The 23,490-nt window shown below is 53.1% G+C and carries 19 protein-coding genes; 5 read left to right on the forward strand and 14 right to left on the reverse strand.

Annotated elements, in window-relative coordinates:
- Positions 1-11: 11 nt before the first annotated feature.
- The 14 genes from purF to leuC form a co-directional block, all read right to left on the reverse strand.
- Positions 12-1,532 (reverse strand): amidophosphoribosyltransferase, encoded by a 1,521-nt coding sequence (gene purF, locus ACQKE4_RS10465; protein WP_427388262.1) that lies wholly within the window; start codon positions 1,530-1,532, stop codon positions 12-14.
- A gap of 127 nt (positions 1,533-1,659) precedes the next feature.
- Positions 1,660-2,208 carry a CvpA family protein gene (locus ACQKE4_RS10470; protein WP_427388263.1) on the reverse strand — a complete coding sequence of 183 codons (549 nt, stop codon included), beginning with the start codon at positions 2,206-2,208 and terminating at the stop codon, positions 1,660-1,662.
- Positions 2,209-2,211: 3 nt separating this feature from the next.
- Positions 2,212-2,913 (reverse strand): SPOR domain-containing protein, encoded by a 702-nt coding sequence (locus ACQKE4_RS10475; RefSeq protein WP_427388264.1) that lies wholly within the window; start codon positions 2,911-2,913, stop codon positions 2,212-2,214.
- Entirely contained in the window at positions 2,900-4,258 is a 1,359-nt protein-coding gene (folC, locus tag ACQKE4_RS10480; protein ID WP_427388265.1) for a bifunctional tetrahydrofolate synthase/dihydrofolate synthase, read from the reverse strand. The genes ACQKE4_RS10475 and folC overlap by 14 nt, the downstream gene beginning before the upstream one ends.
- Positions 4,251-5,270, reverse strand: a complete 1,020-nt coding sequence (accD, locus tag ACQKE4_RS10485) for an acetyl-CoA carboxylase, carboxyltransferase subunit beta (protein ID WP_427388266.1) — start codon at positions 5,268-5,270, stop codon at positions 4,251-4,253. Before accD ends, folC begins: the two co-directional genes overlap by 8 nt.
- Positions 5,271-5,364: 94 nt before the next feature.
- Positions 5,365-6,168 (reverse strand): tryptophan synthase subunit alpha, encoded by an 804-nt coding sequence (gene trpA, locus ACQKE4_RS10490; protein ID WP_427388267.1) that lies wholly within the window; start codon positions 6,166-6,168, stop codon positions 5,365-5,367.
- A 9-nt stretch (positions 6,169-6,177) separates the two neighbouring features.
- Positions 6,178-7,434, reverse strand: a complete 1,257-nt coding sequence (trpB, locus tag ACQKE4_RS10495; RefSeq protein WP_427388298.1) for a tryptophan synthase subunit beta — start codon at positions 7,432-7,434, stop codon at positions 6,178-6,180.
- 86 nt (positions 7,435-7,520) lie between these two features.
- Positions 7,521-8,153 (reverse strand): phosphoribosylanthranilate isomerase, encoded by a 633-nt coding sequence (locus tag ACQKE4_RS10500; RefSeq protein WP_427388268.1) that lies wholly within the window; start codon positions 8,151-8,153, stop codon positions 7,521-7,523.
- Complete coding sequence (gene truA, locus ACQKE4_RS10505) at positions 8,150-9,088, reverse strand: tRNA pseudouridine(38-40) synthase TruA (protein ID WP_427388269.1); 939 nt, start codon at positions 9,086-9,088, stop codon at positions 8,150-8,152. Before truA ends, ACQKE4_RS10500 begins: the two co-directional genes overlap by 4 nt.
- A 9-nt stretch (positions 9,089-9,097) precedes the next feature.
- Complete coding sequence (locus tag ACQKE4_RS10510) at positions 9,098-11,092, reverse strand: type IV pilus assembly protein FimV (protein WP_427388270.1); 1,995 nt, start codon at positions 11,090-11,092, stop codon at positions 9,098-9,100.
- 196 nt (positions 11,093-11,288) lie between these two features.
- Positions 11,289-12,401, reverse strand: coding sequence for an aspartate-semialdehyde dehydrogenase (gene asd, locus ACQKE4_RS10515; RefSeq protein WP_427388272.1), 1,113 nt, complete (start codon positions 12,399-12,401; stop codon positions 11,289-11,291).
- A gap of 212 nt (positions 12,402-12,613) precedes the next feature.
- Positions 12,614-13,693: a 3-isopropylmalate dehydrogenase gene (gene leuB / locus ACQKE4_RS10520; RefSeq protein WP_427388273.1), complete on the reverse strand. Its 1,080-nt coding sequence runs from the start codon at positions 13,691-13,693 to the stop codon at positions 12,614-12,616.
- Positions 13,694-13,852: 159 nt separating this feature from the next.
- The gene (gene leuD, locus ACQKE4_RS10525; protein WP_427388274.1) at positions 13,853-14,500 is read right to left on the reverse strand and encodes a 3-isopropylmalate dehydratase small subunit; all 648 of its coding nucleotides are present in this window, start codon (positions 14,498-14,500) and stop codon (positions 13,853-13,855) included.
- Positions 14,501-14,503: 3 nt separating this feature from the next.
- Complete coding sequence (gene leuC, locus ACQKE4_RS10530; protein ID WP_427388276.1) at positions 14,504-15,955, reverse strand: 3-isopropylmalate dehydratase large subunit; 1,452 nt, start codon at positions 15,953-15,955, stop codon at positions 14,504-14,506.
- 195 nt (positions 15,956-16,150) lie between these two features.
- On the opposite strand from leuC, the gene ACQKE4_RS10535 reads away from it, so the two are divergent.
- The 5 genes from ACQKE4_RS10535 to ACQKE4_RS10555 all read left to right on the forward strand — a co-directional run bounded on the left by ACQKE4_RS10535 (position 16,151) and on the right by ACQKE4_RS10555 (position 23,429).
- Positions 16,151-17,032: a LysR family transcriptional regulator gene (locus ACQKE4_RS10535; RefSeq protein ID WP_427388277.1), complete on the forward strand. Its 882-nt coding sequence runs from the start codon at positions 16,151-16,153 to the stop codon at positions 17,030-17,032.
- 365 nt (positions 17,033-17,397) lie between these two features.
- Positions 17,398-19,824 (forward strand): poly-beta-1,6 N-acetyl-D-glucosamine export porin PgaA, encoded by a 2,427-nt coding sequence (gene pgaA / locus ACQKE4_RS10540; RefSeq protein WP_427388278.1) that lies wholly within the window; start codon positions 17,398-17,400, stop codon positions 19,822-19,824.
- Positions 19,821-21,782 (forward strand): poly-beta-1,6-N-acetyl-D-glucosamine N-deacetylase PgaB, encoded by a 1,962-nt coding sequence (pgaB, locus tag ACQKE4_RS10545; RefSeq protein WP_427388280.1) that lies wholly within the window; start codon positions 19,821-19,823, stop codon positions 21,780-21,782. Before pgaA ends, pgaB begins: the two co-directional genes overlap by 4 nt.
- A complete protein-coding gene (pgaC, locus tag ACQKE4_RS10550; protein WP_427388282.1) occupies positions 21,779-23,029 on the forward strand; it encodes a poly-beta-1,6-N-acetyl-D-glucosamine synthase in 1,251 nt (416 codons plus the stop codon). Before pgaB ends, pgaC begins: the two co-directional genes overlap by 4 nt.
- Positions 23,019-23,429 carry a hypothetical protein gene (locus ACQKE4_RS10555; RefSeq protein WP_427388283.1) on the forward strand — a complete coding sequence of 137 codons (411 nt, stop codon included), beginning with the start codon at positions 23,019-23,021 and terminating at the stop codon, positions 23,427-23,429. Before pgaC ends, ACQKE4_RS10555 begins: the two co-directional genes overlap by 11 nt.
- Positions 23,430-23,490: the final 61 nt, after the last annotated feature.

Raw genomic sequence — 23,490 nt, forward strand, 5'->3', positions numbered from 1 at the left:
ACGCTTAGCTCCTAATCGTCCAGGTCATCATCCTGATTATGCATATCGACCAAGGCATGGTCACCGGCACTCTGATCCTTGGCGGAATCGTTACGGCTGGCTTCCAAAGCGGCCAAGTAGGCGTCGTCAATGTCACCAGTCACGTAGTTACCGTCAAACACCGAGCAATCAAACTCTTCCATTTCTGGATTCACTTCTCGGCAGGCCGCCTTCAGATCTTCCAGGTTTTGATAGAAGATACGGTCAGCGCCAATCAGGTCACCCACTTCCTGCTCGGTACGGCCATGGGCAATTAATTCTGATGCAGCGGGCATGTCGATGCCATACACGTTAGGGAAACGCACCGGTGGCGCCGCTGAAGCAAAATAGACTTTACGCGCACCTGCATCACGGGCCATCTGAATAATCTGCTTACAGGTCGTACCGCGAACAATGGAATCATCCACGAGCAGCACGTTTTTACCCTTAAACTCAACATCAATGGCATTGAGCTTTTGGCGTACCGATTTTTTACGCTGGGTCTGCCCTGGCATAATAAAGGTGCGGCCAATATAGCGGTTCTTCATAAACCCTTCGCGATAGGTCACCCCAAGGTGCTGCGCCATCTCAAGGGCTGAAGTCCGCGACGTATCTGGAATCGGAATAACCACATCGATATCGTGATCCGGCCACTCATTTAAGATTCGGTCGCCCAATTTGCGCCCCATCTGCATACGGGTGCCGTAAACGTAGGCACCGTCCAACAGCGAATCAGGACGTGCCAAATAGACATGCTCAAAAATACACGAACGAAGCTGCGGGCGATCAGCACACACCTGGGTGTGTATATTGCCTTCGATATCGACAAAAATAGCTTCACCAGGCGAGAGATCACGCTCAAGCTCGAAGCCGCCCACATCCAGCGCGACGGATTCTGATGCAATCATCACCGCCTGCCCGTTCTCTTCTTCACGGGTGCCAAACACCACAGGACGAATACCGAAGGGGTCGCGGAAAGCCACCATGCCAAAACCGTTAATAATAGCGACGGCCGCATAGCCACCCTTACAGCGACGATGCACACGGCGCACGGCGTCAAAAATATCTTCCGCTTCCAGGTGCAGCCCTTGCTTGCCCAGCTCATGGGCAAACACGTTGAGCAGCACTTCAGAATCGGAACTGGTATTGATGTGACGCAAATCGGTGGAAAACAGCTCCTGCTTCAACTGTTCTGAGTTGGTCAGGTTGCCGTTATGCGCCAGCGCAATACCGTAGGGAGAGTTAACGTAAAAGGGCTGAGACTCAGCTTCACTGGATGAACCTGCCGTAGGGTAACGGACGTGACCAATACCCAGGTTACCTTTTAAGCGAGCCATATGACGGGTGTGAAAGACATCGCGCACTAAGCCATTACTCTTGCGCAGTAGGAAGCGTCCTTCGCTCCATGTCATCATGCCGGCAGCGTCCTGGCCACGATGCTGAAGTACGGTCAGAGCATCATAGATTCCCTGATTTACCGCCTGCTTGCCCAGAAGGCCTACTATACCGCACATTCACGTTACCTCGCTTAATGCCCTGGCTTACCTAAGTCACTTACCTAAGCAAGCCCGTACGTTCGTAGAATGGTGTGTTCAACAGGCCAACACCTGTTGGTGTAACTTAGTACTTTTAACCCGACCTTTAAGCCCCCTCGCGGGGACGAAGTTCGGGTAAAGAAATATCGCGCAAGGATGCCGGCGCATCAGGCAGCTCTCGATCCCATTGATCTAGCTGGCTAACCGCCCAATCGCGTAGTTGAATAAAGGTGGGTCGCAGTTCAGCTTCTTGCCACGCCTGTAGCTCAGACAAAGGCGTGAGCGTAATCAGCACGGTAGCAATGAGCAGTATGACCGCACCGCGCGCAACGCCAAAAGCGGCCCCCGCGACGCGATTTAAAAGCCCCATACCAACCCACTCAACCGCTGCATGTACCAAGCGAATAACAATGCCGCACAGCAAGATCACCGCGAAAATAACCAGCACAAACGCCAACACTAACCGGGCGTCAGAGCTTTCAATAAATCCGCTCATCAATTCAGCGACCGGTTCTGCAATAACCCGGGCCACCATGAGTGCAACGACCCAAGCAGCTAAACCCAATGCTTCGCGAACGAATCCTCGTACAAAACCGGCCAGCATAGATAACGCCAGCACGGCTAAAAAAACTGCATCAATCCAGGTTAACGCCATCGTTTAGTCTCTTACCCGCACGAGAAGACCTTGCACATTGGCTCGCTCTTTAATGGATGTCATGGCAGCCTCGCCATCTTCAGAGGTGGCATAAGGCCCCACAAACACCGTGGTCATATTGTTATCACGCTGACGCTGATACACAGTAAAGCCCTCGCCAGAAAGCTGCTCACTCAACCGACCGGCGTTGGACGCGTCGCCAAAGCTACCCACTTGCACCGCCCATTCACCCTGAGCGCTAGAAGGACTTGGTGAACTTGGTGCAGAGCCACTTGAGCCGCTTCCACTGCTCGCAGTGCCACTGCTGGTATTATTGGCTGCCACCAAATCCGCGATTGGGTCACTAGTAGGCGTTGCAGGCTCATCAGGTTCGCTCGAACCAGCGGCTTCGGCAGTCGTGGGCGGTTCGCGGGAAGTATCTATTTGATCGGTTTGTGGCAGCCGCGGCGTGGCCTCAATCGCATCAAGGCTCTCTTCCCCATCATCGCTCGGCGTTGATGACAAAATGGGATCATTAATAGAGGCGGGCCGTTCAGGCGCAGGAACGTCACGGCGCTCCACCGCCACCGGCTGCTCTATAATAAAGCTCGGCTGCGGGCGCTCTTCCCGTGGCGCGGGATCGCTCATCAGCCATGGCACAAAAATCGCCAGTAGCGCGAGCAGAATGACAATACCGCTAATGCGTTCCGTTTTACCGTATTTCATTTCCGTCTCCATCAAGCGAAGCAACGCCTGTTGGCAGTGGCCGAGCTAACAGTGCCGCTACTGTAAAGAACGACCCGGTTGCCAAGACACGATCATTAGGCGTTAACACGTTAGCTAACCAGTCAACACCTTCTTCTGGTGTATCGGCACAAACGTGAACCCGCCCTCCCTGAGCAATAATACGTTGAGACAACTCCTTCGCCTGGCAGCCTCGTTCACCAGGCAACGTTACACAAATCCAATCGTCTATGCGTGATGCTAATGCTTTTATAACACCTTCCATATCTTTATCGTTCAACATACCGATCAGACACCACTGCCGACCGCCTGTCGGCGGTGAAGGCAAATGTTTTGCGACATATTCAGCGGCATGGGGGTTATGGCCAACATCCAAGCACCATGGGCCAATCCACTGTAAGCGCCCCGCTAACTGAACGGTACTCAACGCTTTCAAAACAGCCGTTTTTTCTAACGCCAACCCAGTCAGCGCAAGCGCCTGTAAGGCAGTCGCGGCATTATCAATAGGCAGCCCAGGATCAGGCAGCCCCTTAATTTCGATACGGCTACCATCGGCCTGCTGCCCCTGCCAACACCATTCGGCTGACGCTGCAGACGATGAAAAATGCTGAAAGTGCTTACCTAATACAAAGGCAGGTGCCGAAAGAGCTTCCGCACATTCAGCGACGCTATCGGGTAACTGTTGACTCCCCATCACCGCGGAACGCCCAGGCCGAAAAATACCGGCTTTTTCACGCCCAATTTGCGCCAGGTCGGTACCTAGAAAATTAGCGTGATCCTGAGCAATAGTGGTAACGATAGCAACGTCTGCATCAATAATATTGACCGCGTCCAGCCTACCGCCAAGCCCTACCTCAAGCACCGCCATATCAAGTTCAGCGCTGGCCAAACACCACAGCCCACACAGCGTGCCTGCTTCAAAATAAGTCAGGCTAACTTCAGGCTCCTGCAAGCGCGCGCGCTCAACCTGTTCAAACCCCTGCACGAGCAGTTGATCGTCGGCTTCAAGGCCGTCAATTTTGACACGCTCGTTATAGCGTAACAAATGGGGAGAGGTATAAGTGCCCACTCGCTGACCATGCGCGCGGGCAATGCTATCGATCATGGCAAGGGTTGAGCCCTTGCCATTAGTGCCCGCCACGGTAATAACACAAGGGGCGATGGGGCCGTTAAGCAGCCCCATTCGATTGGCTACTTGTGAAACGCGCTCCAGCCCCATGTCGATCCCGACCGGATGCAACGTTTCCAAGTGCAGGAGCCACTGTTGCAAAGAGTAGCTCGGCAAAGAGTGCGGCGGCAGAGAGTGTGGTTCCAAAGTCTCAGGCATTGCGCGAATGGTCGTCACTCTTAGCGGTAGTGGTGTCACTCTGTGACGTTTCTGCCTTATGCAACGTTGTTTCTGCTGCGTCTGCCAATGCAGCCTCTTCAACGATAGGCTCAGCAACATCTGCTTCCACAACGTCCAGCGAACTATCAAGCACAGCATCGTGATGCGTTAGCTTGCGCAAAATGCTGCCAACTCGCGCACGCATTTCATGACGGTGCACAATCATGTCGACAGTGCCATGCTCAAGCAGAAACTCACTGCGCTGAAACCCTTCAGGTAAGGTTTCACGCACGGTCTGCTCAATGACCCTAGGGCCAGCGAAACCAATCAAGGCATTGGGTTCGGCGATATTCAAATCACCCAGCATGGCCAGCGACGCTGAAACACCACCAAACACCGGGTCTGTTAGCACCGAAATATACGGCACTCCTTCTTGTTTAAGCTTCTCAAGCGCGGCTGATGTTTTAGCCATCTGCATCAGCGAGAAAAGCGCCTCCTGCATGCGCGCGCCACCAGAGGCAGCAAAACACACCAGCGGAATGTTCTCTTCCAGCGCTAAGGTCGCTGCGCGAACGAATTTCTCGCCTACCACCGCGCCCATTGAGCCGCCCATAAAAGTGAACTCAAAGGCAACCGCCACCACCGGTAAACCATCCAACTCGCCGCGCATGGCTACCAGCGCATCTTTCTCGCCGGTATCTTTTTGCGCCGCAGTCAGGCGGTCTTTGTATTTCTTGGAGTCACGAAACTTTAATCGATCATTGGGTTCGATTTCCGCTGCGATCTCTTCGCGCCCTGTTTTATCCAAGAACCAGTCCAAGCGTTTACGCGCCGTTAAGCGCAGATGGTGATCGCACTTAGGGCAGACGCTATTGTGCTTCTCTAACTCAGGAAGGTAGAGAACCGCTTCGCACTTGGGACATTTACGCCAGAGGCCGTCGGGCACACTGGCGCGACGGTCTTTACGCTGGATACGACCCATTGAGGGCACGATCTTGTCTAACCAGCTCATATCAAAAAGGCTTCCGTTTTACGTCAACGCCTGGCAAAACCAAGCTTGATGAGTGTCGTCAATCTATTCAGTATAGGCGATACAGCATTCCGCTTTAGGCATCCATCGCCGTACGCATTTCTGCTAATACACTTTTCAATTGGCCCGCGATGGTTTCCGGTGCTTCTACGCTCTCTGCTATGCGGTTGACCAGAGCACTGCCCACAATCACGCCATCGGCAACTTTGGCCACTTCTGCGGCGGCCGCACCGTCGCGAATGCCGAAACCAACACAGAGCGGCAAATCAGTCATTCCACGCAGCGGTGCCAAATGTTCGGCCACATCGTCAGCGTTTAAGGTGGCAGCTCCGGTAACGCCTTTCAGCGATACGTAATAGAGGTAGCCCTCACCGTGGGCGCATATTGTAGCGGCACGCTCATTAGAAGTGGTAGGCGCAACGAGAAAAATCGCGGCTAAATCACGCGATTTTAGCAGCGGCCCAATCTCGTCGGCCTCTTCAGGCGGCATATCAACAATTAACACACCATCAACACCAACACTGGCTGCTTGATCGGCAAAGTTCTCGTAGCCAATCCGCTCAATCGGATTTAAGTAACCCATCAATACAACAGGGGTGGTGGCATCGGTTTGGCGAAACTCTTTGACCATCTGTATGAGGTCAACCAGCCGTGTGCCCTGCTTTAATGCACGCTCACAGGCTTTTTGAATGACCGGACCATCCGCCATAGGATCAGAAAACGGCACACCAAGTTCAATTATGTCGGCACCAGCTTCCACCAATGCATGCATAAAGCCTACCGTATACTGCGGCGCGGGATCCCCTGCGGTGATATAGGGAATTAAAGCCTTACGGCCCTGCTGTTTAAGTTCCTGAAAACGCTGATCAATACGATTCATTGCCTGCCCTTAAAATTCTATGCCGTCAATCTTGGCCACGGTCATGATGTCTTTATCACCACGTCCGGAAAGGTTGACCACAATGTGCTGGTCTGTCCGCATAGTGGGCGCTAATACTTTGGCATGGGCCAGTGCGTGCGCCGACTCAAGGGCGGGCATAATACCTTCCATTCGGGTCAACTCACGGAAAGCGTCTAGCACTTCTTTATCATTAGCCGTCACGTACTCGACCCGCCCTACATCTTTCCAAAGCGCATGCTCAGGGCCTACGCCAGGATAGTCCAGGCCAGCCGAAATGGAGTGAGTATCAGACACCTGCCCCGCCTCATCGGACATCAAATACGTACGGTTACCGTGTAATACTCCTCGCGGCGCATTAGACGCCAGCGGTGCTGCATGGCGCCCTGTTTCCACGCCATCGCCACCGGCTTCAACGCCGTACATGGCAACATCGTCATCTTCAACAAACGGATAGAACAGACCCAGGGCATTAGAACCACCGCCCACACAGGCAATCAACGCATCCGGTAGACGGCCGATCTGTTCCAGCGATTGACGGCGCGCTTCACGCCCCACTACGGCGTTGAAATCACGCACTAGCAGCGGATAAGGATGCGGGCCTGCCACCGTGCCAATGATATAGAAGGTGTTATCAACGTTGGTTACCCAGTCGCGCAGTGCTTCGTTCATGGCATCTTTAAGGGTACGCGTACCGGACTCAACAGGAATAACCCGGGCTCCCAGCAGCCGCATGCGGTAAACGTTCAGCTTCTGGCGCTGAACATCTTCTGCCCCCATATAAACATCGCACTCAAGCCCCAAGCGGGCGGCGACAGTGGCTGAAGCAACACCATGCTGGCCCGCACCGGTTTCAGCAATAATCCGCGGCTTGCCGGTTTTTTTTGCCAGCAACGCCTGACCAATGGTGTTATTTACCTTATGGGCACCCGTGTGATTCAGGTCTTCCCGCTTTAACCAAATCTGCGCGCCACCCATGCTCTCCGACCAACGCTTAGCGTGATAAAGCGGTGAAGGTCTACCCACATAGTGAGCAAGGTCATAGTCAAACTCGGCTTGAAAGTCGGGGTCATCACGTAAGCTGAAATAGGTTTTTTCCAACTCTTCCAACGCAAAGCTGAGAGTTTCTGACACAAACCGGCCACCGTAGGGGCCAAAATGACCACGCGCATCCGGCATTCGGGTCAGGTCGCTGAACTTGGTTTTCGAGGAAGTTTTCGAATGAGTTCCAGAAACAGTCACAGTGATACCTCACTAGATCGCCAGCACAGGCAAACATTTAATGAACTTAATAAAGCGCAGCTCGATAAATATAAACAGCTACGCCATGTAATTTAACGGGCGTCGGCGAGGGCCACTTGATGTACAAAATGCGCCATCTTGCCAGCATCTTTACAGCCGGGTGAGGCTTCAATTCCGCCTGACACATCAACCGCATAGGGGGCCACTTGGCGCACAGCCTCTGCAATATTATCAACGGTCAACCCACCTGCCAGGATAACAGGTTTTGTAAGATCTGCGGGGATTCTCGACCAATCAAAGGTCTCTCCCGTGCCGCCTGGTGTGCCTGGACGATAGGCATCTAACAGCAGCGCCTGAGCCTGATGATAGCGCTGGGCTTCATGGGCTAAATCTATCTCATCGCGCATTCGCAACGCCTTCATCCACGGTAGCGAATACTGCTGGCACGCTGAAGGCGTTTCATTACCATGGAACTGAAGCATATCCAGATAGGGCAAGCAGCGTTCAATAAGCTCAGCGGGCTGATCAACAAATAGCCCCACCCTTGTCACAAATGCAGGCACACGGGCGGATAGCGCTGCCAGCTGTTCGATGTCCACACTACGAGCACTTTTCGGCCACATAACGAAACCTAACGCGTCCACACCTAAGGCGACGGCACGGTCAATATCGTCAGCCCGAGTAAAACCACAAAACTTGATTCGTGTACGACGTTGCTCACTCATAGCGATGCATCCTGTGCTGGGTTAGCGTACATCTCACTCAATGCGCGGGTACGGCGATAAGCGACACGAGGCGTATCGGGAAGCTCACGCTCGCCCGTCCACTCACCCGTAAACGAAAGTAGCTGCGGCCCTAACGGCTCTTTTGGCAAATCAAAACGCTCATCGTAAATTGAATCGACAAAATGCAGCCCAAAAGCAGGTGCTGTCACATCGCCTTTACGGCGGTTTTTAAGTGCCAGTAACTCCCCGATATACGCTTCACTTTGCGCACCGCGCCCAACGCTGACCAGCGCGCCAGCAATGTTGCGAATCATATGATGCAGAAAGGCGTTACCTTGAATATCAATGACCACTAACTGGCCGTAGCGTTTCACATCAACAAAGTGCAGGTGTCGCCAAGGCGTTTTGGATTGACAGCCTGCGGCACGAAAACTGGAAAAATCGTGCTCGCCAACTAACGCTTGGGCGGCCCGATGCATGGCATCGGCGTCCAGAGGGTCACGGCACCAAGTGGTATTGGCACGCTCCAACACTGGGCGACTTACTTGATTCAAAAACACATAGCGGTAACGGCGGCCCAGCGCGCATAAGCGGGAATGAAAGTCATCGCCCACTGGCTTCACCCAGCGAACGGCAATATCTCTTGGCAAGTGCGTGTTGGCACCAAATATCCAGGCTTTTTCTGACCGCTTCGCAGACGGGTCAAAATGTACAATTTGCCGCGTTGCGTGCACACCAGAGTCAGTGCGACCGCTCGCGTGAACCCTGATAGGCTCATTGGCCACCTTGCCCAGGGCATCTTCAAGTGATGCCTGCACAGAAGCGGCGTGCTTCAAGCGCTGAAAGCCGCAGTAATGGGAACCGTCGTACTCAATGCCCATGGCTAAGCGCCCGGTTAGCGGTATTTTCTCATCGAAGGGATAGAACAGCGTCATCAAGCCACATCATTTTGAAGATTTTGGAGGATCGCTATTATCCCGGCCTCGCGGCTTGAATGCTACCTCTTCAATCTCCCACTCCTCTTCAATGGGCCGACGCGGCTTTCTCACCGGCTCCTCTGGTAGCGCTCGCTTCTCAGGTGCAAACTCCACCGTTGGTTGCATAGGCGTTTCGGCACGTGGGGACTCTTCGCTTTTTGAAGAGCTCGTTAAGGCAGGCGGGTGATAATCGATAAAACGACTATCTGCCGTCGCTGTCAGGGTAGCACTTGGCGCTATAGCCTCTTCGCTTTCAGTTGGGGGGCTCGTCGACTGAGAGATAGCATCGAGTAATTGGCGCATGGGTTGGGAGTTAGCCGGGGGCGATAGTGATACGCCATCAGCATCACCAACATCGACAGCATGCAATCCTAGCCGCCGTTGACGCCCCTGTTCAGCCAACCCTGCCGCTTGGCTCTTCTCAAAGTGAGGCGAATCGTCCACTGCCAGTGTCGCTGCATCAGCATCAACAAACCATGACTCCGCTGCTAACGGGGAATCTTGTAGGCTCTCTGGTTTTTCTATTTCTTGAGGGAATATTTCGTCTACTTTTTTGTCTTCCGCTTCCGTTTCGGACTTAAATTCAGCCGCTTCTGGTAAGGGCTTCTCTGCCACTTCAGAAACCGCCATAGGTTGTACGCTAGGTGAAACGTTAGTGCGAACCACAGACTCAGCAAAAGACTCGGTCTCCCAGGTCTCTTCCCGGCGCTTACGTAGCCATACCAGTAGCCCTATTAGCAGCGCAATAGCGGCGGCTGCTAAGGGCCATTGGTAACGGGCAATTAACCCACTCAAACTCTGACTATCCGCCTCACCGATGCTGGCCGCTAATGGCGTTTGCGTCTGATCTTGTAGCGCTTGTTGCGGGGCAGCCAACGCATCACTTAACGCTTGTGTGAGTGAAGCCACTTCGCCACGAAGGGCATCAAGCTCGGCGCGCATCAGCTCACGCTCTTCAATCACCTGCTGAAGTGTCACTTGACTTAAACGCAATTGCTCAGTTAGTTCAGCACGGGTTAGTGCGTCGGGTTCGTCGCCCTCTTGCGGTGTAATCTCATCCGTTTCGCTAGGCTCGTCTGCGTTTAGTGTTTGAGCAACCTCTATTGAAGCCTCAGAAACAGCGGCTGTCGCAACTTCAGGTAGTGGTACCGCTGGCGAGGAGCCATTGCGGCGTGCCCGCCAGGCTTCATTCATCGCCTGAATAGCAGCAGCAGCCTCGGCACGGGAGCGTGCCAGTACCCGTTGCGTATCAGGTACATCCAGCGTTTGACCTGCGCGCATGCCGTGAATATTGCCCGACGGAAAAACGCTGGGATTAGCTTCCAGCAGCGCCACCATCATTTGCTGGACGCTTACCTCCGCAGGCTTAACACGCTCCGCGACACCCCATAGCGTATCGCCACTGCCTACATAAGCCGTGTTATCTCCCCTGCTATTGGCATTACCACTTCCGCTCGCGCGCGGCGGCGTTGCGGTAGTAGCAGTGGGTTCAGCTAATGAAGATGGACGAGTATCGCTGACGGTAGCAGACACAGCGCTTTGGGCCTGACGTTGCGTATCGTTGCTCCCATAGCCTTGGGGGTCAAACAGCAAGGTAATATCGCTAAACTGTTGGCCACCGGGGAATTCAAGCGTCAGCAGCAGATCAAGCCATGGATCTTGCACGGCCTGACCGGAACTCAAACGTACCTGGCGGCGCCCTTGATGCTCCACCACTTGAGCACGAACGCCCGCCGCCAGCGGGCTCCACTCAAGCCCGGCGGCGGCAAAATCTGTCTGGTCGGCAACGCTGACACGGATATCACTTAACGCATAGTCACTGCTTTCCAGCAAAGGAATGGCAGCTTCCAAAGGCGTATCTAAATACGAGCTGACCGTCGCTTGCCCAAGCCCCACCGCAAAAGCAATAGGACTTACTGCACTCAACGACAGCCATGTAATCCATGTCAGTGTTTTTTTCATTAATGCTCCCTAGCTCCCAACTTACTTTTGCTCTGTCTAACTTTGTGACTATCGACGCCAGCTTATTGTATTACGCCTTTTTTATCATAACCTGACGAAATAGCGGCGTTTTTCACGCCAACGCAAATTAGTTACCCAAAAAAACGGGAAGCTGCTAGCAGCTTCCCGTTTTCGGTTGACCTACCACCACAAATGCTTACTGTTCGCGCAAAATCTTCAGCATGCGCTTAAGCGGTTCGGCAGCGCCCCAAAGCAACTGGTCACCAACGCTAAATGCTGAGAGGTACTCACCACCCATCGCCAGCTTACGCAGACGGCCGACAGGAACTTGCAGCGTGCCGGTAGCAGCGGCTGGCGTTAGGCCCGCAATGGTGGCGTCTTTATCATTGGGGATCAGCTTAACCCACTCATTGTGCTTGGCGATGCGCTCTTCGATTTCATCCAGCGGCACATCATGCTTCAGCTTAATGGTGAAGGCTTGGCTGTGCGAACGCATGGCGCCGATACGCACGCAAAGGCCATCAATGGGAATCGGGTTATTGCCGAGGCCGAGAATCTTGTTGGTCTCAACACTGCCCTTCCACTCTTCACGGCTCTGACCGCTATCCATCTTGGTATCAATCCATGGCAGCAAGCTGCCCGCCAACGGTGCGGCAAAGTTATCCGTCGGGAAGTCGCTGCTGCGCATCGCGGCCGTCACTTTACGGTCGATATCCAAAATCGCGCTGGAAGGATCTTTTAGCTCTTCGCCTACGCTGTCACGCAGTTGGCCCATTTGATTGAGCAGCTCACGCATGTGCTTGGCACCAGAACCAGAAGCCGCTTGATAGGTCATGGAGGTCATCCACTCGACCATATCAGCTTCAAACAGCCCGCCCAGGCCCATTAGCATCAGGCTGACGGTGCAGTTACCGCCCACAAACGTTTTAGCGCCCTTGGCTAGCTGGTCATCAATGACCTTGCGGTTGACCGGATCAAGCACAATGGTTGCTTCATCTTCCATACGCAGGGTGCTGGCGGCATCGATCCAGTAGCCTTTCCAACCTGAACTACGTAGGTCTTTGTAAACCGGCTTGGTGTAATCACCGCCCTGACAGGTGATAACCACATCCAGCGCTTTGAGCGCTTCAATATCAAAAGCATCTTTCAGCGGAGGTACATCTACACCGATATCGGGGCCGGGCTGACCAACCTGGGAGGTGGTGAAAAAAATCGGCTCAATGCCGTTAAAATCACCATCTTCCTGCATGCGCTGCATTAGCACTGAGCCAACCATGCCACGCCATCCCACGAAACCGACTTTCAACATATGAAGTCCTCCTGCAAAGAATGAGTCCTTGTATTATACACACTTCTTTACGGTGATTTTGAAACCAGAGATGGTTAAGGGCTACCCCTGCGACAGGCCTACGGAGGGGGCGCTGTGAACCCATCCCTGGGCGCTACATTTGCCATCCATGGCAAATGACCCCCTCTACGGCCTGCCCCAGGCGCCCTTAACGCAGTCTCATTGCCAATATGTTATTGCTTAGCAAACGCTGCCAACACGGCATCGCCCATGGCATCGGTGCCGATGGTTTGCATCCCTTCGGAAGCAATATCCGCAGTACGTAGGCCGTCATCCAGCACGCTACCCACGGCGGCTTCAATGCGTTCTGCCATGGCAGTTTCATTTAGCGAGTAGCGCAGCATCATGGCCACCGACAGCATCATCGCCAGCGGGTTGGCTACGTTTTGGCCAGCGATATCCGGCGCGCTGCCATGGCATGGCTCGTACATACCCTGGCCGCTCTCGTTCAAGGAGGCAGAAGGCAACATACCAATGGAGCCAGTCAACATCGCGGCGGCATCAGAAAGAATGTCACCAAACATATTACCGGTTACTACCACGTCAAACTGCTTGGGCGCGCGCACCAGCTGCATGGCGGCGTTATCCACGTACATGTGGGAAAGCTCCACGTCCGGGTACTCCGGTGCCAAGCGATCCATCACTTCACGCCACAAAATAGTGACTTCGAGTACGTTAGCTTTATCTACCGAGCAGAGCTTCTTACCACGCTTTTGGGCCATTTCAAAAGCAACGCGACCAATACGCTCAATCTCACTTTCAGAGTAAATGTAGGTGTTAAACCCCACCCGCTCGCCGTTGCGCACTTCAATGCCACGAGGCTGGCCGAAGTAGATCCCGCCGGTAAGCTCACGGACAATCATGATATCCAAGCCCGCTACTAGCTCAGGCTTAAGGCTTGAAGCACTGGCCAACTGCGGGTAAAGCATCGCCGGGCGCAAGTTACCAAACAGACCTAAATTCTTACGCAGGCCCAGCAGGCCTTTTTCAGGCCGTTTGGTTAAGTCTTCGATTTTATCCCACTTAGGGCCACCTACCGCAGCCAGCAAAATCGCGCTGGCAGCTTTGGCTTTATCCAAAGTTTCCGCGGGCAGTGGTTCGCCGTGAACATCGTAGGCAGCCCCACCCACCAGCGCTTCTTCTACTTCAACATCCAAGCCTGCTTCCTGGCAGGCTTTCAACAAACGTGCCGCCTGGGCAGCAATCTCGGGGCCAATACCATCACCCGGTAGCAATAAAACCTTATGAGTCATGCTGAATCCTTAGCACTTATAACTAAATAACTTAGGGTCAACGGCAGACCTCTGCGAGGGCGCTGTGAACCCATCCCTGGGCGCTACTTGCGCCATCCTTGGCGAAAGACCCTCGCGTCGACCTGCCCTTGCCCCAACATAGGGGGAACTGAAAAATACTTACGCTGACTGACGAAACAGCCAGGGGCGAGCAGCTTTATGCTTCTGCTCAAAGGCACGAATGGCGTCTTCATCTTTTAGCGTCAGACCAATATCGTCTAACCCTTCCAGCAGGCAGTGCTTGCGGAACTCATCCACTTCAAACTCAAGAATCTCGCCACTCGGGGTAGTTACCCGCTGGTGCTCTAGATCGACATCTAACTGGTAGCCTTCGTTGGCATTCACTTCAGCAAACAGGCGATCGACCACGTCTTCAGGGAACGTGATCAGCAAAATACCGTTTTTAAACGAGTTATTATAGAAAATATCCGCAAAGCTAGGCGCGATGACGACTTTAAAGCCGAAATCTTCCAGTGCCCAAGGCGCATGCTCACGGGAGCTACCGCAACCAAAGTTGCGCTTGGCGAGCAGCACTTCAGCGCCTTTAAAGCGCGATTGATTTAACACAAAGTCAGGATTGATCGGGCGCTGCGAGCAGTCCTGTCCTGGCTCGCCTTCGTCTAAGTAGCGCAGCTCATCGAACAGGTTAACGCCAAAACCGGTGCGCTTGATCGACTTCAAAAACTGCTTCGGAATAATTAAATCGGTATCGACATTGGCACGATCAAGTGGCGCGACGATGCCTTCAAAACGCGTAAATTTTTTCATGGCTTAGGCCTCCTGAGCGTGAGTGGCGTCGTTGGCAGGCAGCTTGCGAACATCAACAAAGTGACCGGCAATCGCTGCCGCTGCGGCCATCGCCGGGCTTACCAAGTGTGTGCGGCCGCCGTAGCCTTGGCGCCCTTCAAAGTTGCGGTTAGAGGTAGACGCACAGTGTTCACCAGACCCCAACTTATCGGCATTCATTGCCAAACACATTGAGCAGCCTGGCTCACGCCACTCAAAACCTGCTTCAATGAAGATTTTATCCAAGCCTTCCGCTTCTGCTTGGCGCTTCACCAAGCCTGAACCCGGCACCACCATGGCCAATTTGATTGAATCGGCCACTTTATTGCCCTTCGCCACCTTGGCAGCCTCGCGCAAATCTTCAATGCGTGAGTTGGTGCAGGAGCCAATAAAGATTTTATCCAGCTTAATATCAGTAATTTTCTGATTAGCCTGCAGGCCCATATACTCAAGCGCACGTGAGTGGCTGCGCTGCACGGTTTCATCCAACGCGGCTTGTGGGTCAGGCACTTGGCCGGAAATACCAGTGACCATTTCAGGGCTGGTGCCCCAGCTCACCTGCGGTTCAATGTCCTCAGCTTTCAAAACGACCACTTTATCGAAGGCAGCATCTTCATCGGAAACTAATTGACGCCAGTCAGCCACGGCAGCTTCCCACTGCTCAGCCGTTGGGGCGAAGGGGCGCTCGGCCAGGTAATTAATAGTAGTGTCGTCAACCGCGATCAAACCCACTCTCGCGCCTGCTTCGATGGCCATATTGCACACGGTCATGCGGCCTTCCATAGAGAGCGAGGCAATCGCACTACCGGCAAACTCAATGGCGTAACCGGTACCACCGGCTGTGCCGATCTTACCGATAATCGCCAGCACCACATCTTTCGCAGTGACACCCAGGCCCAACTCGCCTTCTACGCGCACCTGCATATTCTTCATCTTCTGCGCCAACAGGCACTGGGTGGCCAGTACGTGCTCAACTTCAGAAGTGCCGATACCGTGTGCCAGGGCACCAAAGGCGCCGTGAGTAGCCGTATGAGAGTCGCCACATACCACAGTCATGCCGGGTAACGTTGCGCCCTGTTCTGGGCCGACCACGTGCACAATGCCCTGACGCGGATCGTTAATTTTGAACTCTTCAATGCCATATTCCAGGCAGTTGTCATCCAGGGTTTGTACCTGAATCAACGACACCGGATCTTTAATGCCGCTATTACCCTCGGCACGCTCTTTAACTGTCGTTGGCACGTTGTGATCAGGAGTGGCCAGGTTGGCATCTAAACGCCACGGCTTACGCTTAGCCAAACGCAGCCCTTCAAATGCCTGGGGCGATGTCACTTCATGAAGCAGCTGGCGATCAATATAGATTAATGCAGTGCCGTCATCGCGCTGCGTTACCAAGTGCTGGTTCCAAAGTTTGTCGTAAAGCGTTTGACCTGACATGTGGCTCTCCTGGGCAGTGCCCTTCTCTTACTAGATGGTCGTGCTAGTTGGTCGTGCTGGCGTCTTCGCGCCAGTGATGCAGTGAGTGTTACGCGGGCTGCACATAAAAGCAATTCATGTTATTCATAGTTTAGATTCCAAATTGGAATACATACTTATTATACCTGCTAGAAAAGCTGGTTTAGGAGCATGTCGATGGATACGCAAAGTTTACAAGCGTTTATGGCCGTGGCCGATACGCAAAGCTTCTCCCGCGCTGCCGAGCAGTTACACCTTACCCAACCGGCGGTCAGCAAACGTATCGCTACCCTGGAATCTCAGGTGGGTACTCGGCTATTTGATCGTATTGGGCGGCGCATTGCGCTAACGGAGGCAGGCAGTGTATTGCTACCCCAGGCACGGCGTATCTTAATGACTGTAGACGATAGCCGCCGCGCGTTGGCTAACCTTTCAGGGCAAGTCGGTGGACGGCTGACCCTGGCGACCAGTCACCATATTGGCCTGCACCGTTTACCGCCACTCTTAAAGCAGTACACCCAGCGCCACCCAGAGGTAGAGCTAGACCTGCATTTTTTGGATTCAGAACAGGCTTATCAAGGGGTATTGGATGGCACACTGGAGATGGCCGTAGTGACATTGGCTCCCCATCCTCACGAGCAGTTGCAGGTGGTTGAGCTATGGCGCGACCGCCTGTGCTTTGCCTGCGCTACTGACCACCCCCTCACCAACCAAGCCACGGCCTCTAAAAGCCTGCTGTCGCTAGCCGACCTGTGCCAATACAACTGCGTGATGCCAGGAGCAAAAACCTTTACTGGGTCACTGATCGCAAAACGGTTTAGCGAAGCGAACCTACAGCTGCCCGTCAGCATGGCGACCAATTATTTAGAAACGCTAAAAATGATGTGTAGCGTAGGATTAGGCTGGAGCCTGCTGCCAGAAAAGATGATCGATAGTGAACTGATCGAACTTAACGTAGACACCCCACCGATTTTCCGTCCGCTAGGGTACTTAGTGCATACCAATCGAACGCTTTCTAATGCAGCGCGCAGAATGATTGAACAGTTAGAGACAGCGTAAGATGCATCAGCCAGCGCTTGCCTAAAGCCAAATGGTTAGCACCATGCCCTCTCGTTTAAAAAATTAATGATGCGTTTTATTTCTGACGCTATGCGCCAGAGCATTGCCTTTTCCTTTAATTAATGAACCATTTCTTAATTTTTTAATAAAAACAAATACTTAAAATCATTGACGCAAGTTGGTTACAAAAAAATATCGGCTTAATTCATAGCGCTGGCATGAATTTTCTCATCTTTTCTAATTATTATTATCCTCAATAATATCATGTTTTGTTCCAGTTTTTACTTTCAGAGACTCCTATATAATAAAAATATACATTTCATTACAAAACTGTCGTCACTTCCTCTCATTGCAGGAATAACACCATGCACAGTCGTCCAAGCTCCCTACTGCCGATTTGCCTCATTGCCTGCTTGACGGCCAGTACGGCCCAGGGGCAAACCACGACCGACGCACAGCGGGAAGCATTCGTTATACAGGCACGCCAAGGGGCGCTTGATAGCGCTATAGAAGGCTTGCAAACGCTCTACCACCAAACAAGAGATGAGCGAGTGCGAGCCGACTTGCTTGCCTTACTGGTTCGCGCCTCTCGACATCAAGAGGCGCTAACCGTTTGTACATGGTGTCAAACCGACGACTATAGCAATTCAGAGCTTGCCAACCTGGGCGGAGCGGCCCGCAGCGCCAGTGAATACCCTAAGGCGCTGGAACTTTTTCGGGCGTTAACCTTCCGCGACCCATCAAATACTGAGGGGTGGCTTGGTCAAGCACTTGTCCATACAGACATGGGTAATTATACCCTCGCAGACATCGCGTTACAGCAATATACCCAAGTGGCCGGCTCAACCACAGCGGGCCTTGAAGCTAGAGGCTATTTAGCGTCACGAACTGCAAACGCCATGCAGGAATTGAACGCTCGCCAGACATTAGTAGAGCAGGATCCAACGAATACCGGCGAGCTGCATGCGCTGTATCGCTTGGCGGTGGGCCTCGGCGCCAGCTCAGCGGCACGCAGCATTATGCAAACTAACCCGGAGGTGTTTACGGCCAGTGACCGCCTATGGTTGACCTACTACGAAGCAGTCACTGATATACGCTTGGGCATCCACACCGACCAACCCCCAAGGGTGCAAAACGGATTGGCACAGCTTGATAGCGTACTGAGGACGCCAGAAGCGCCGCCAGAGCTTATTACCATCGCCGAGTACGATAAGGTGGTAGCACTTGCAGAACTCAGGCGCTTTTCAGAAGCAGAAGCCCTCGCGGTCAGGCTTGAAAACCAGCATGGCCAGCTACCAAGCTATGTTGCGCGTGCTAGAGCCTATGCGCTGAACGGCATGGGACGCCCCGACGAAGCCATCGCGCTCTACCAAAGCCTGATCCGTCAGTCCCCCGAGCAGGCCACCAATCCAGACGACCCATTGAATGAAGGGCTGTTTTACAGCTACACCGACGCAAAACGTTTTCGTGAAGCTGATCAGTTATTGCAAGAGTGGATAGCCAAAGAACCAGAACAACGCTTGGACTTCACCAGAACCCTGCGCATCGAGAACCCCAACTATCAGAAAGTATTGCTGCTCAATGTCCTACTCAGTGCATGGCGCGGCCAGACTAACGAAGCCAGCGAACAGCTAGCTTTATACCAAAGCCAAGCCCCTGGCGACCCTTATCTATGGATGATGAAAGGCGACCTTGAGCGTGTTAGAGGCTGGCCGCGACAAGCTGAAGAGTCCTACCTGCAGGCTGCTCAGTTACTGCCACCAGACCAGCAGGATGCTGCCCGTCACGGCGTATTAATCGCTGAATTACAGCGTGGCAAGTGGCGTGGCACCACCACTGAAATCGCCCGTGAAATTGCCGAGGCCGACCCTAGTGCGACACGCGATGATTTAGCACGGGAGTGGCGTGAACAGCGAGCGCCTCAGCTAAGCAGTTCCTTTGCGCGCAGTGAGGGCGAAGGCAGTGGCACCCAGGCATCGCGCGAATGGCGCTATGAAGTGCTTCTAGAAGGACCACGCAATGATAGCGGTTCTCGCCCTTTCGCCCAGCGCATTGGCCAATATGGGGAGTTTGAAGACGAAAATCTCCACGCGGCTTATAACATCGCTGGCTACGAGTGGAATCTTCATCCTGCTACGGTAACCCTCGCAGCGGGGCATGGTGCTCAGCTCAATCAAGATTTTCTGGCGCTTGCCGAGCTCAAGTACGCTCCTACCGACCACCTGACCACGACGCTAGGCGTTGAAATCAACACCACTGACACGCCCCTTCGTGCGCTGCGCGACGGCATTAACGCCGACCGCTACCGTGCTGAAGTAGCTTATCGTCGTGATGAACGCGGCGCTGGCGCTATCGGGGTGATGGCCACTGACTTCGATGATAGCAACCTTCGTCAATCGGCTTACGGCTACTGGAATCAAACGCTCTATCACCTGGATCGTTGGCAGATCAACGGTGAGTTACAAGCTTCTGCCTCACGCAATGATGATGTTGAAGCCAGCTATTTCAACCCAAGCCGCGATGCCAGCCTAGCAGGTGTTTTGTCCGTTAGTTATGAGATTCCTCTTGATTACCGCCAGTCCTTTATTCAAACCATTTCATTAGGCTCTGGCCGTTACTGGCAAGAGGATTTCGACAGTGAAAACACCTGGTCACTGGGTTATCAGCATAGTTGGGAGCTAGCACCTGACGTTAGCTTCGAGTATGGCATTGCCAGGGAAAGAGCCGTTTATGACGGTGTTCCCGAATACGACAACGTTATTTCAGCCGGCTTTGTATGGAGATTCCTATGACACCCTGGCGCGTCATTGTTATGAGCGTGGTTTTGCTGGTGATTGTTAATATTCAGCAGGCCCAAGCCGCACGCTCAGCTGATGACTATGTGGTCATCAGCTACCACGACATTGTGGACACTACCGTCACGCCTGATCTGCCGATCTATTCGCAGACCATTACCCGTAGTCGGTTAATCGAGCATTTCAACCTTATCTCCGTAGGGGGCTACCACCCGGTTAGCTTGCAACAAATCATCGACGCCAAAGCGGGCGGCCAACCACTGCCAGATAAAGCGGTGTTATTAACCTTCGATGACGGTTATCGAAGCTTTTACGAAATAGTTTTTCCGCTGCTCAAACTGTATGGCTTCCCCGCTGTTCAAGCGGTGGTTGGCAGCTGGCTAGACGTTCCTGCTGGCGGACGAGTGCCTTATGGCAACACTACCCTGCCCCGCGAGCGCTTCCTAAGTTGGGAGCAGGTCAGAACGCTAGATGAATCGCCACTCGTTGAAATCGCCTCTCACTCTTACAACTTGCACTACGGTGTTAGCGGCAACCCAATGGGTAACGAGCAAGCGGCGGCTGTCACCAGCATATGGAACGCACAGAGTGGCTACGAAAGCGAAGCGGCCTACCTTGAACGGATACGCCAGGACATGGCGCAAACTCAACGGCGGTTTCAAGAGCAGGTAGGCCACACCCCTCGGATGATGGTATGGCCCTATGGCGCATATAGCGAAGCAACGTTAGATATCGCCGCTGAATATGGCATGACGTACACGTTCAGCCTATTGAGTGCGCCCAATCAGCTTCGAGACCCCATGCGGGTTATGAATCGCTACCTCATTGACCAGGAAACCAGCCTTCAAACCATCGACGAAATTCTCTCTAACCGTGTGTGGGAAACGGAAGATCTGCGTATTGTCCACGTTGACCTGGACTATGTGTATGACCCTGATCCAATCCAGCAGGAACAAAACCTCGACAAGCTGATTGAACGCATCTATCGCTATGGCGTTAGCACCGTTTACTTACAGGCCTATGCCGACCCCGATGGTGACGGAGTAGCCGATGAACTCTACTTTCCCAATCGCCACTTACCGGTACGAGCCGACCTTTTTAACCGCGTTGCATGGCAGTTAAAGAAACGCGCCAATGTAAAGGTCTACGCGTGGATGCCGGTGCTGTCATTTGATCTTGGTGATGGTCATCGTTATGTGACCGATGTGCGCACCGGTGAAGAGTCCCCCGACCAATACCGTCGCCTCTCACCCTACGTGGAAGATAACCGGCGCATCATTCGGGAAATCTATGAAGATCTTGGCCGCATGACCAAATTCGATGGCCTGCTGTTTCACGATGATGCCTTCTTTACCGACTTTGAAGATGCCAACCCAGAAGCATTAGCTGCCTATCAGAGCGCTGCTTTGCCAAGTGATATCAATACCATCCGCAACGATGACACGATGATGGCGAACTGGGTGCGCTTTAAAACAGCGTATCTCACGGACTTTACCAACGAGCTTGAGCGGGCTGCCAACTACTACCGACAAGCTGATAACAAGCAATTTACCACCTCGCGCAATATCTATGCTGTGACGATCATGAACCCACGTAGCCAACGCTGGTTCTCGCAAAGTCTCGAAAACTTCGCCACTGGTTATGACTATGTCGCGGTCATGGCCATGCCTTACATGGAAGAAGCTGAAAACCCTAATGAATGGCTGCGATCACTTGCTCAACGCTCATTGGCGCAGGTTAGCGCGCGCCAATTAGTCTTCGAGCTACAAACTCAAGACTGGCGTACCCAAACGCCTATCCCCAGCGAAGAAATAGCTCAGTGGGTACGCATACTGCGTGAAGAAGGCATCAAGAACATTGGCTACTATCCAGATGATTTCCACCAAAATCATCCAGATGTGAATGTTATGAGGCCGGTCTTCTCCATCGGACGTCGTTTTAGGGCAGCGCCATGAACATTCTCGATACTCTGGCTATCTTTACCCTCGGCTACCCTAGCTTAATGGCGACGATATGGATCTGCGGCGGCATCTACTTCTACGTTCACTGGGAGCGTAAGCAGCCGTGGCCCGCCACGTTTGAGTGGGGCGAAAACGCCCCAAACGTAACCGTACTACTGCCCTGCTATAACGAAGAGGCCAATGTGGATGAAACCATTCACCACCTGTTCAAGCAGAACTACCCTCATATGAACGTAATTGCCATTAATGATGGCAGCAAGGACAGTACGGCCGCGAAGTTGGACGCGTTGGCGCTAGAATACCCAATGCTAAAAGTGCTGCATCAGTCTAACCAAGGCAAGGCTAGCGCCATGAATCATGGGTTAAGCCACGCCACCGGCGACATTATTGTAGGGATTGATGGCGACGCGATCATGGATTACGACGCCATTAGCTACATGGTCGGCCACTTTATCAGCAGCCCGAAGGTTAGTGGTGTGACAGGCAACCCACGGGTAAGAACGCGCTCTACCGCCATTGGTAAGATTCAAACCGGTGAGTTTTCCGCCATTATCGGGTTGATCAAACGCGCCCAACGCATCTACGGCATGGTGTTTACCATTTCCGGAGTCATCTGTGCCTTTCAGCGTAAAGCACTGGAGGAGATCGGCGGCTGGAACACCGATATGATCACAGAAGATATCGATGTGAGTTGGCGGCTACAACTGGCGGGCGGGCAAGTACGCTATGAACCCCGCGCCATGTGCTGGGTCCTTATGCCTGAAACACTGCGGGGCTTATTCAAGCAGCGACTGCGCTGGGCACAAGGCGGCGGAGAGGTTTTTCTACGCTACTTTTCTCAAACCATTCGCTGGCAAAACCGCCGCTTCTGGCTACTCATGCTGGAGTATATCGTCAGCGTGGTTTGGTGCTACTCCGTTATCGTACTGCTGCTTGCCTGGCTAGCGTCACAATTCCTAACGCCCATGGCTTGGCCCATTACGGCCCGAGTGCTCTCGTACTTTGGGAGCATCTTGATCGCCATCAGCTTCATCCAGTTTACCGTTAGTTTCTATATCGATAGCCGCTACGACAAAGAGATATTCCGCTGTGTGTACTGGAGTATCTGGTACCCCTTCGCTTATTGGATTATCAACATGACCACCGTTGTCATCGCCTTTCCCAGAGCAATAATGCGCAAGAAAGGGAAGCAAGCCACCTGGACCAGCCCAGATCGAGGGGAGCAATTCCATGAACAATAAACTGGTACCCATTATCATCGACAACCCCTGCCAAAAAGGCTGGGGCTACCGAACTCGCGACACCATTATTACCCTTGCCACCCTGGCTTTATGGGTATTAGTAGTCGCAAAAATGTACATGTTCTTTTTCATCGAAGAAGCGATCCTGGAACAGCTGTATAGCTCAATTATGATAAAGATAGTATTGATTGGCTTTGTTGTGACCTTCCTAACGTTCCACCTTTGGGCGGTCTACAACCAGTTTCTCTACACTCGTTACCTAAAGCGCCAGCTACGCACTTTCCAGCCGCCTACGCTCACCATTGAACAAGATACGGATAATGAGATGGAAGACCTAATAGAAAGAGGTCAAATGCACGAGCAGCAAAAAGTAGCAATATCCAATCAAGCAACTAACTAAGCCCCACTGCTGTTCCCTCTATCAAGTCAAAGCAGCCTGATAGAGGGAGCGCTAAAGAATG

This window comes from Halomonas sp. NPDC076908 (genome assembly GCF_050269715.1).
Taxonomy (GTDB): Bacteria; Pseudomonadota; Gammaproteobacteria; order Pseudomonadales; family Halomonadaceae; genus Vreelandella.

Excerpts from the sequence above, each read along its gene's own strand:
- purF (WP_427388262.1), bottom strand. The coding sequence starts at position 1,532 with ATGTGCGGTATAGTAGGCCTTCTGGGCAAGCAGGCGGTAAATCAGGGA.
- ACQKE4_RS10470 (WP_427388263.1), bottom strand. The coding sequence starts at position 2,208 with ATGGCGTTAACCTGGATTGATGCAGTTTTTTTAGCCGTGCTGGCGTTA.
- ACQKE4_RS10475 (WP_427388264.1), bottom strand. The coding sequence starts at position 2,913 with ATGAAATACGGTAAAACGGAACGCATTAGCGGTATTGTCATTCTGCTC.
- folC (WP_427388265.1), bottom strand. The coding sequence starts at position 4,258 with ATGCCTGAGACTTTGGAACCACACTCTCTGCCGCCGCACTCTTTGCCG.
- accD (WP_427388266.1), bottom strand. The coding sequence starts at position 5,270 with ATGAGCTGGTTAGACAAGATCGTGCCCTCAATGGGTCGTATCCAGCGT.
- trpA (WP_427388267.1), bottom strand. The coding sequence starts at position 6,168 with ATGAATCGTATTGATCAGCGTTTTCAGGAACTTAAACAGCAGGGCCGT.
- ACQKE4_RS10500 (WP_427388268.1), bottom strand. The coding sequence starts at position 8,153 with ATGAGTGAGCAACGTCGTACACGAATCAAGTTTTGTGGTTTTACTCGG.
- truA (WP_427388269.1), bottom strand. The coding sequence starts at position 9,088 with ATGACGCTGTTCTATCCCTTCGATGAGAAAATACCGCTAACCGGGCGC.
- ACQKE4_RS10510 (WP_427388270.1), bottom strand. The coding sequence starts at position 11,092 with ATGAAAAAAACACTGACATGGATTACATGGCTGTCGTTGAGTGCAGTA.
- asd (WP_427388272.1), bottom strand. The coding sequence starts at position 12,401 with ATGTTGAAAGTCGGTTTCGTGGGATGGCGTGGCATGGTTGGCTCAGTG.
- leuB (WP_427388273.1), bottom strand. The coding sequence starts at position 13,693 with ATGACTCATAAGGTTTTATTGCTACCGGGTGATGGTATTGGCCCCGAG.
- leuD (WP_427388274.1), bottom strand. The coding sequence starts at position 14,500 with ATGAAAAAATTTACGCGTTTTGAAGGCATCGTCGCGCCACTTGATCGT.
- leuC (WP_427388276.1), bottom strand. The coding sequence starts at position 15,955 with ATGTCAGGTCAAACGCTTTACGACAAACTTTGGAACCAGCACTTGGTA.
- ACQKE4_RS10535 (WP_427388277.1), top strand. The coding sequence starts at position 16,151 with ATGGATACGCAAAGTTTACAAGCGTTTATGGCCGTGGCCGATACGCAA.
- pgaA (WP_427388278.1), top strand. The coding sequence starts at position 17,398 with ATGCACAGTCGTCCAAGCTCCCTACTGCCGATTTGCCTCATTGCCTGC.
- pgaB (WP_427388280.1), top strand. The coding sequence starts at position 19,821 with ATGACACCCTGGCGCGTCATTGTTATGAGCGTGGTTTTGCTGGTGATT.
- pgaC (WP_427388282.1), top strand. The coding sequence starts at position 21,779 with ATGAACATTCTCGATACTCTGGCTATCTTTACCCTCGGCTACCCTAGC.
- ACQKE4_RS10555 (WP_427388283.1), top strand. The coding sequence starts at position 23,019 with ATGAACAATAAACTGGTACCCATTATCATCGACAACCCCTGCCAAAAA.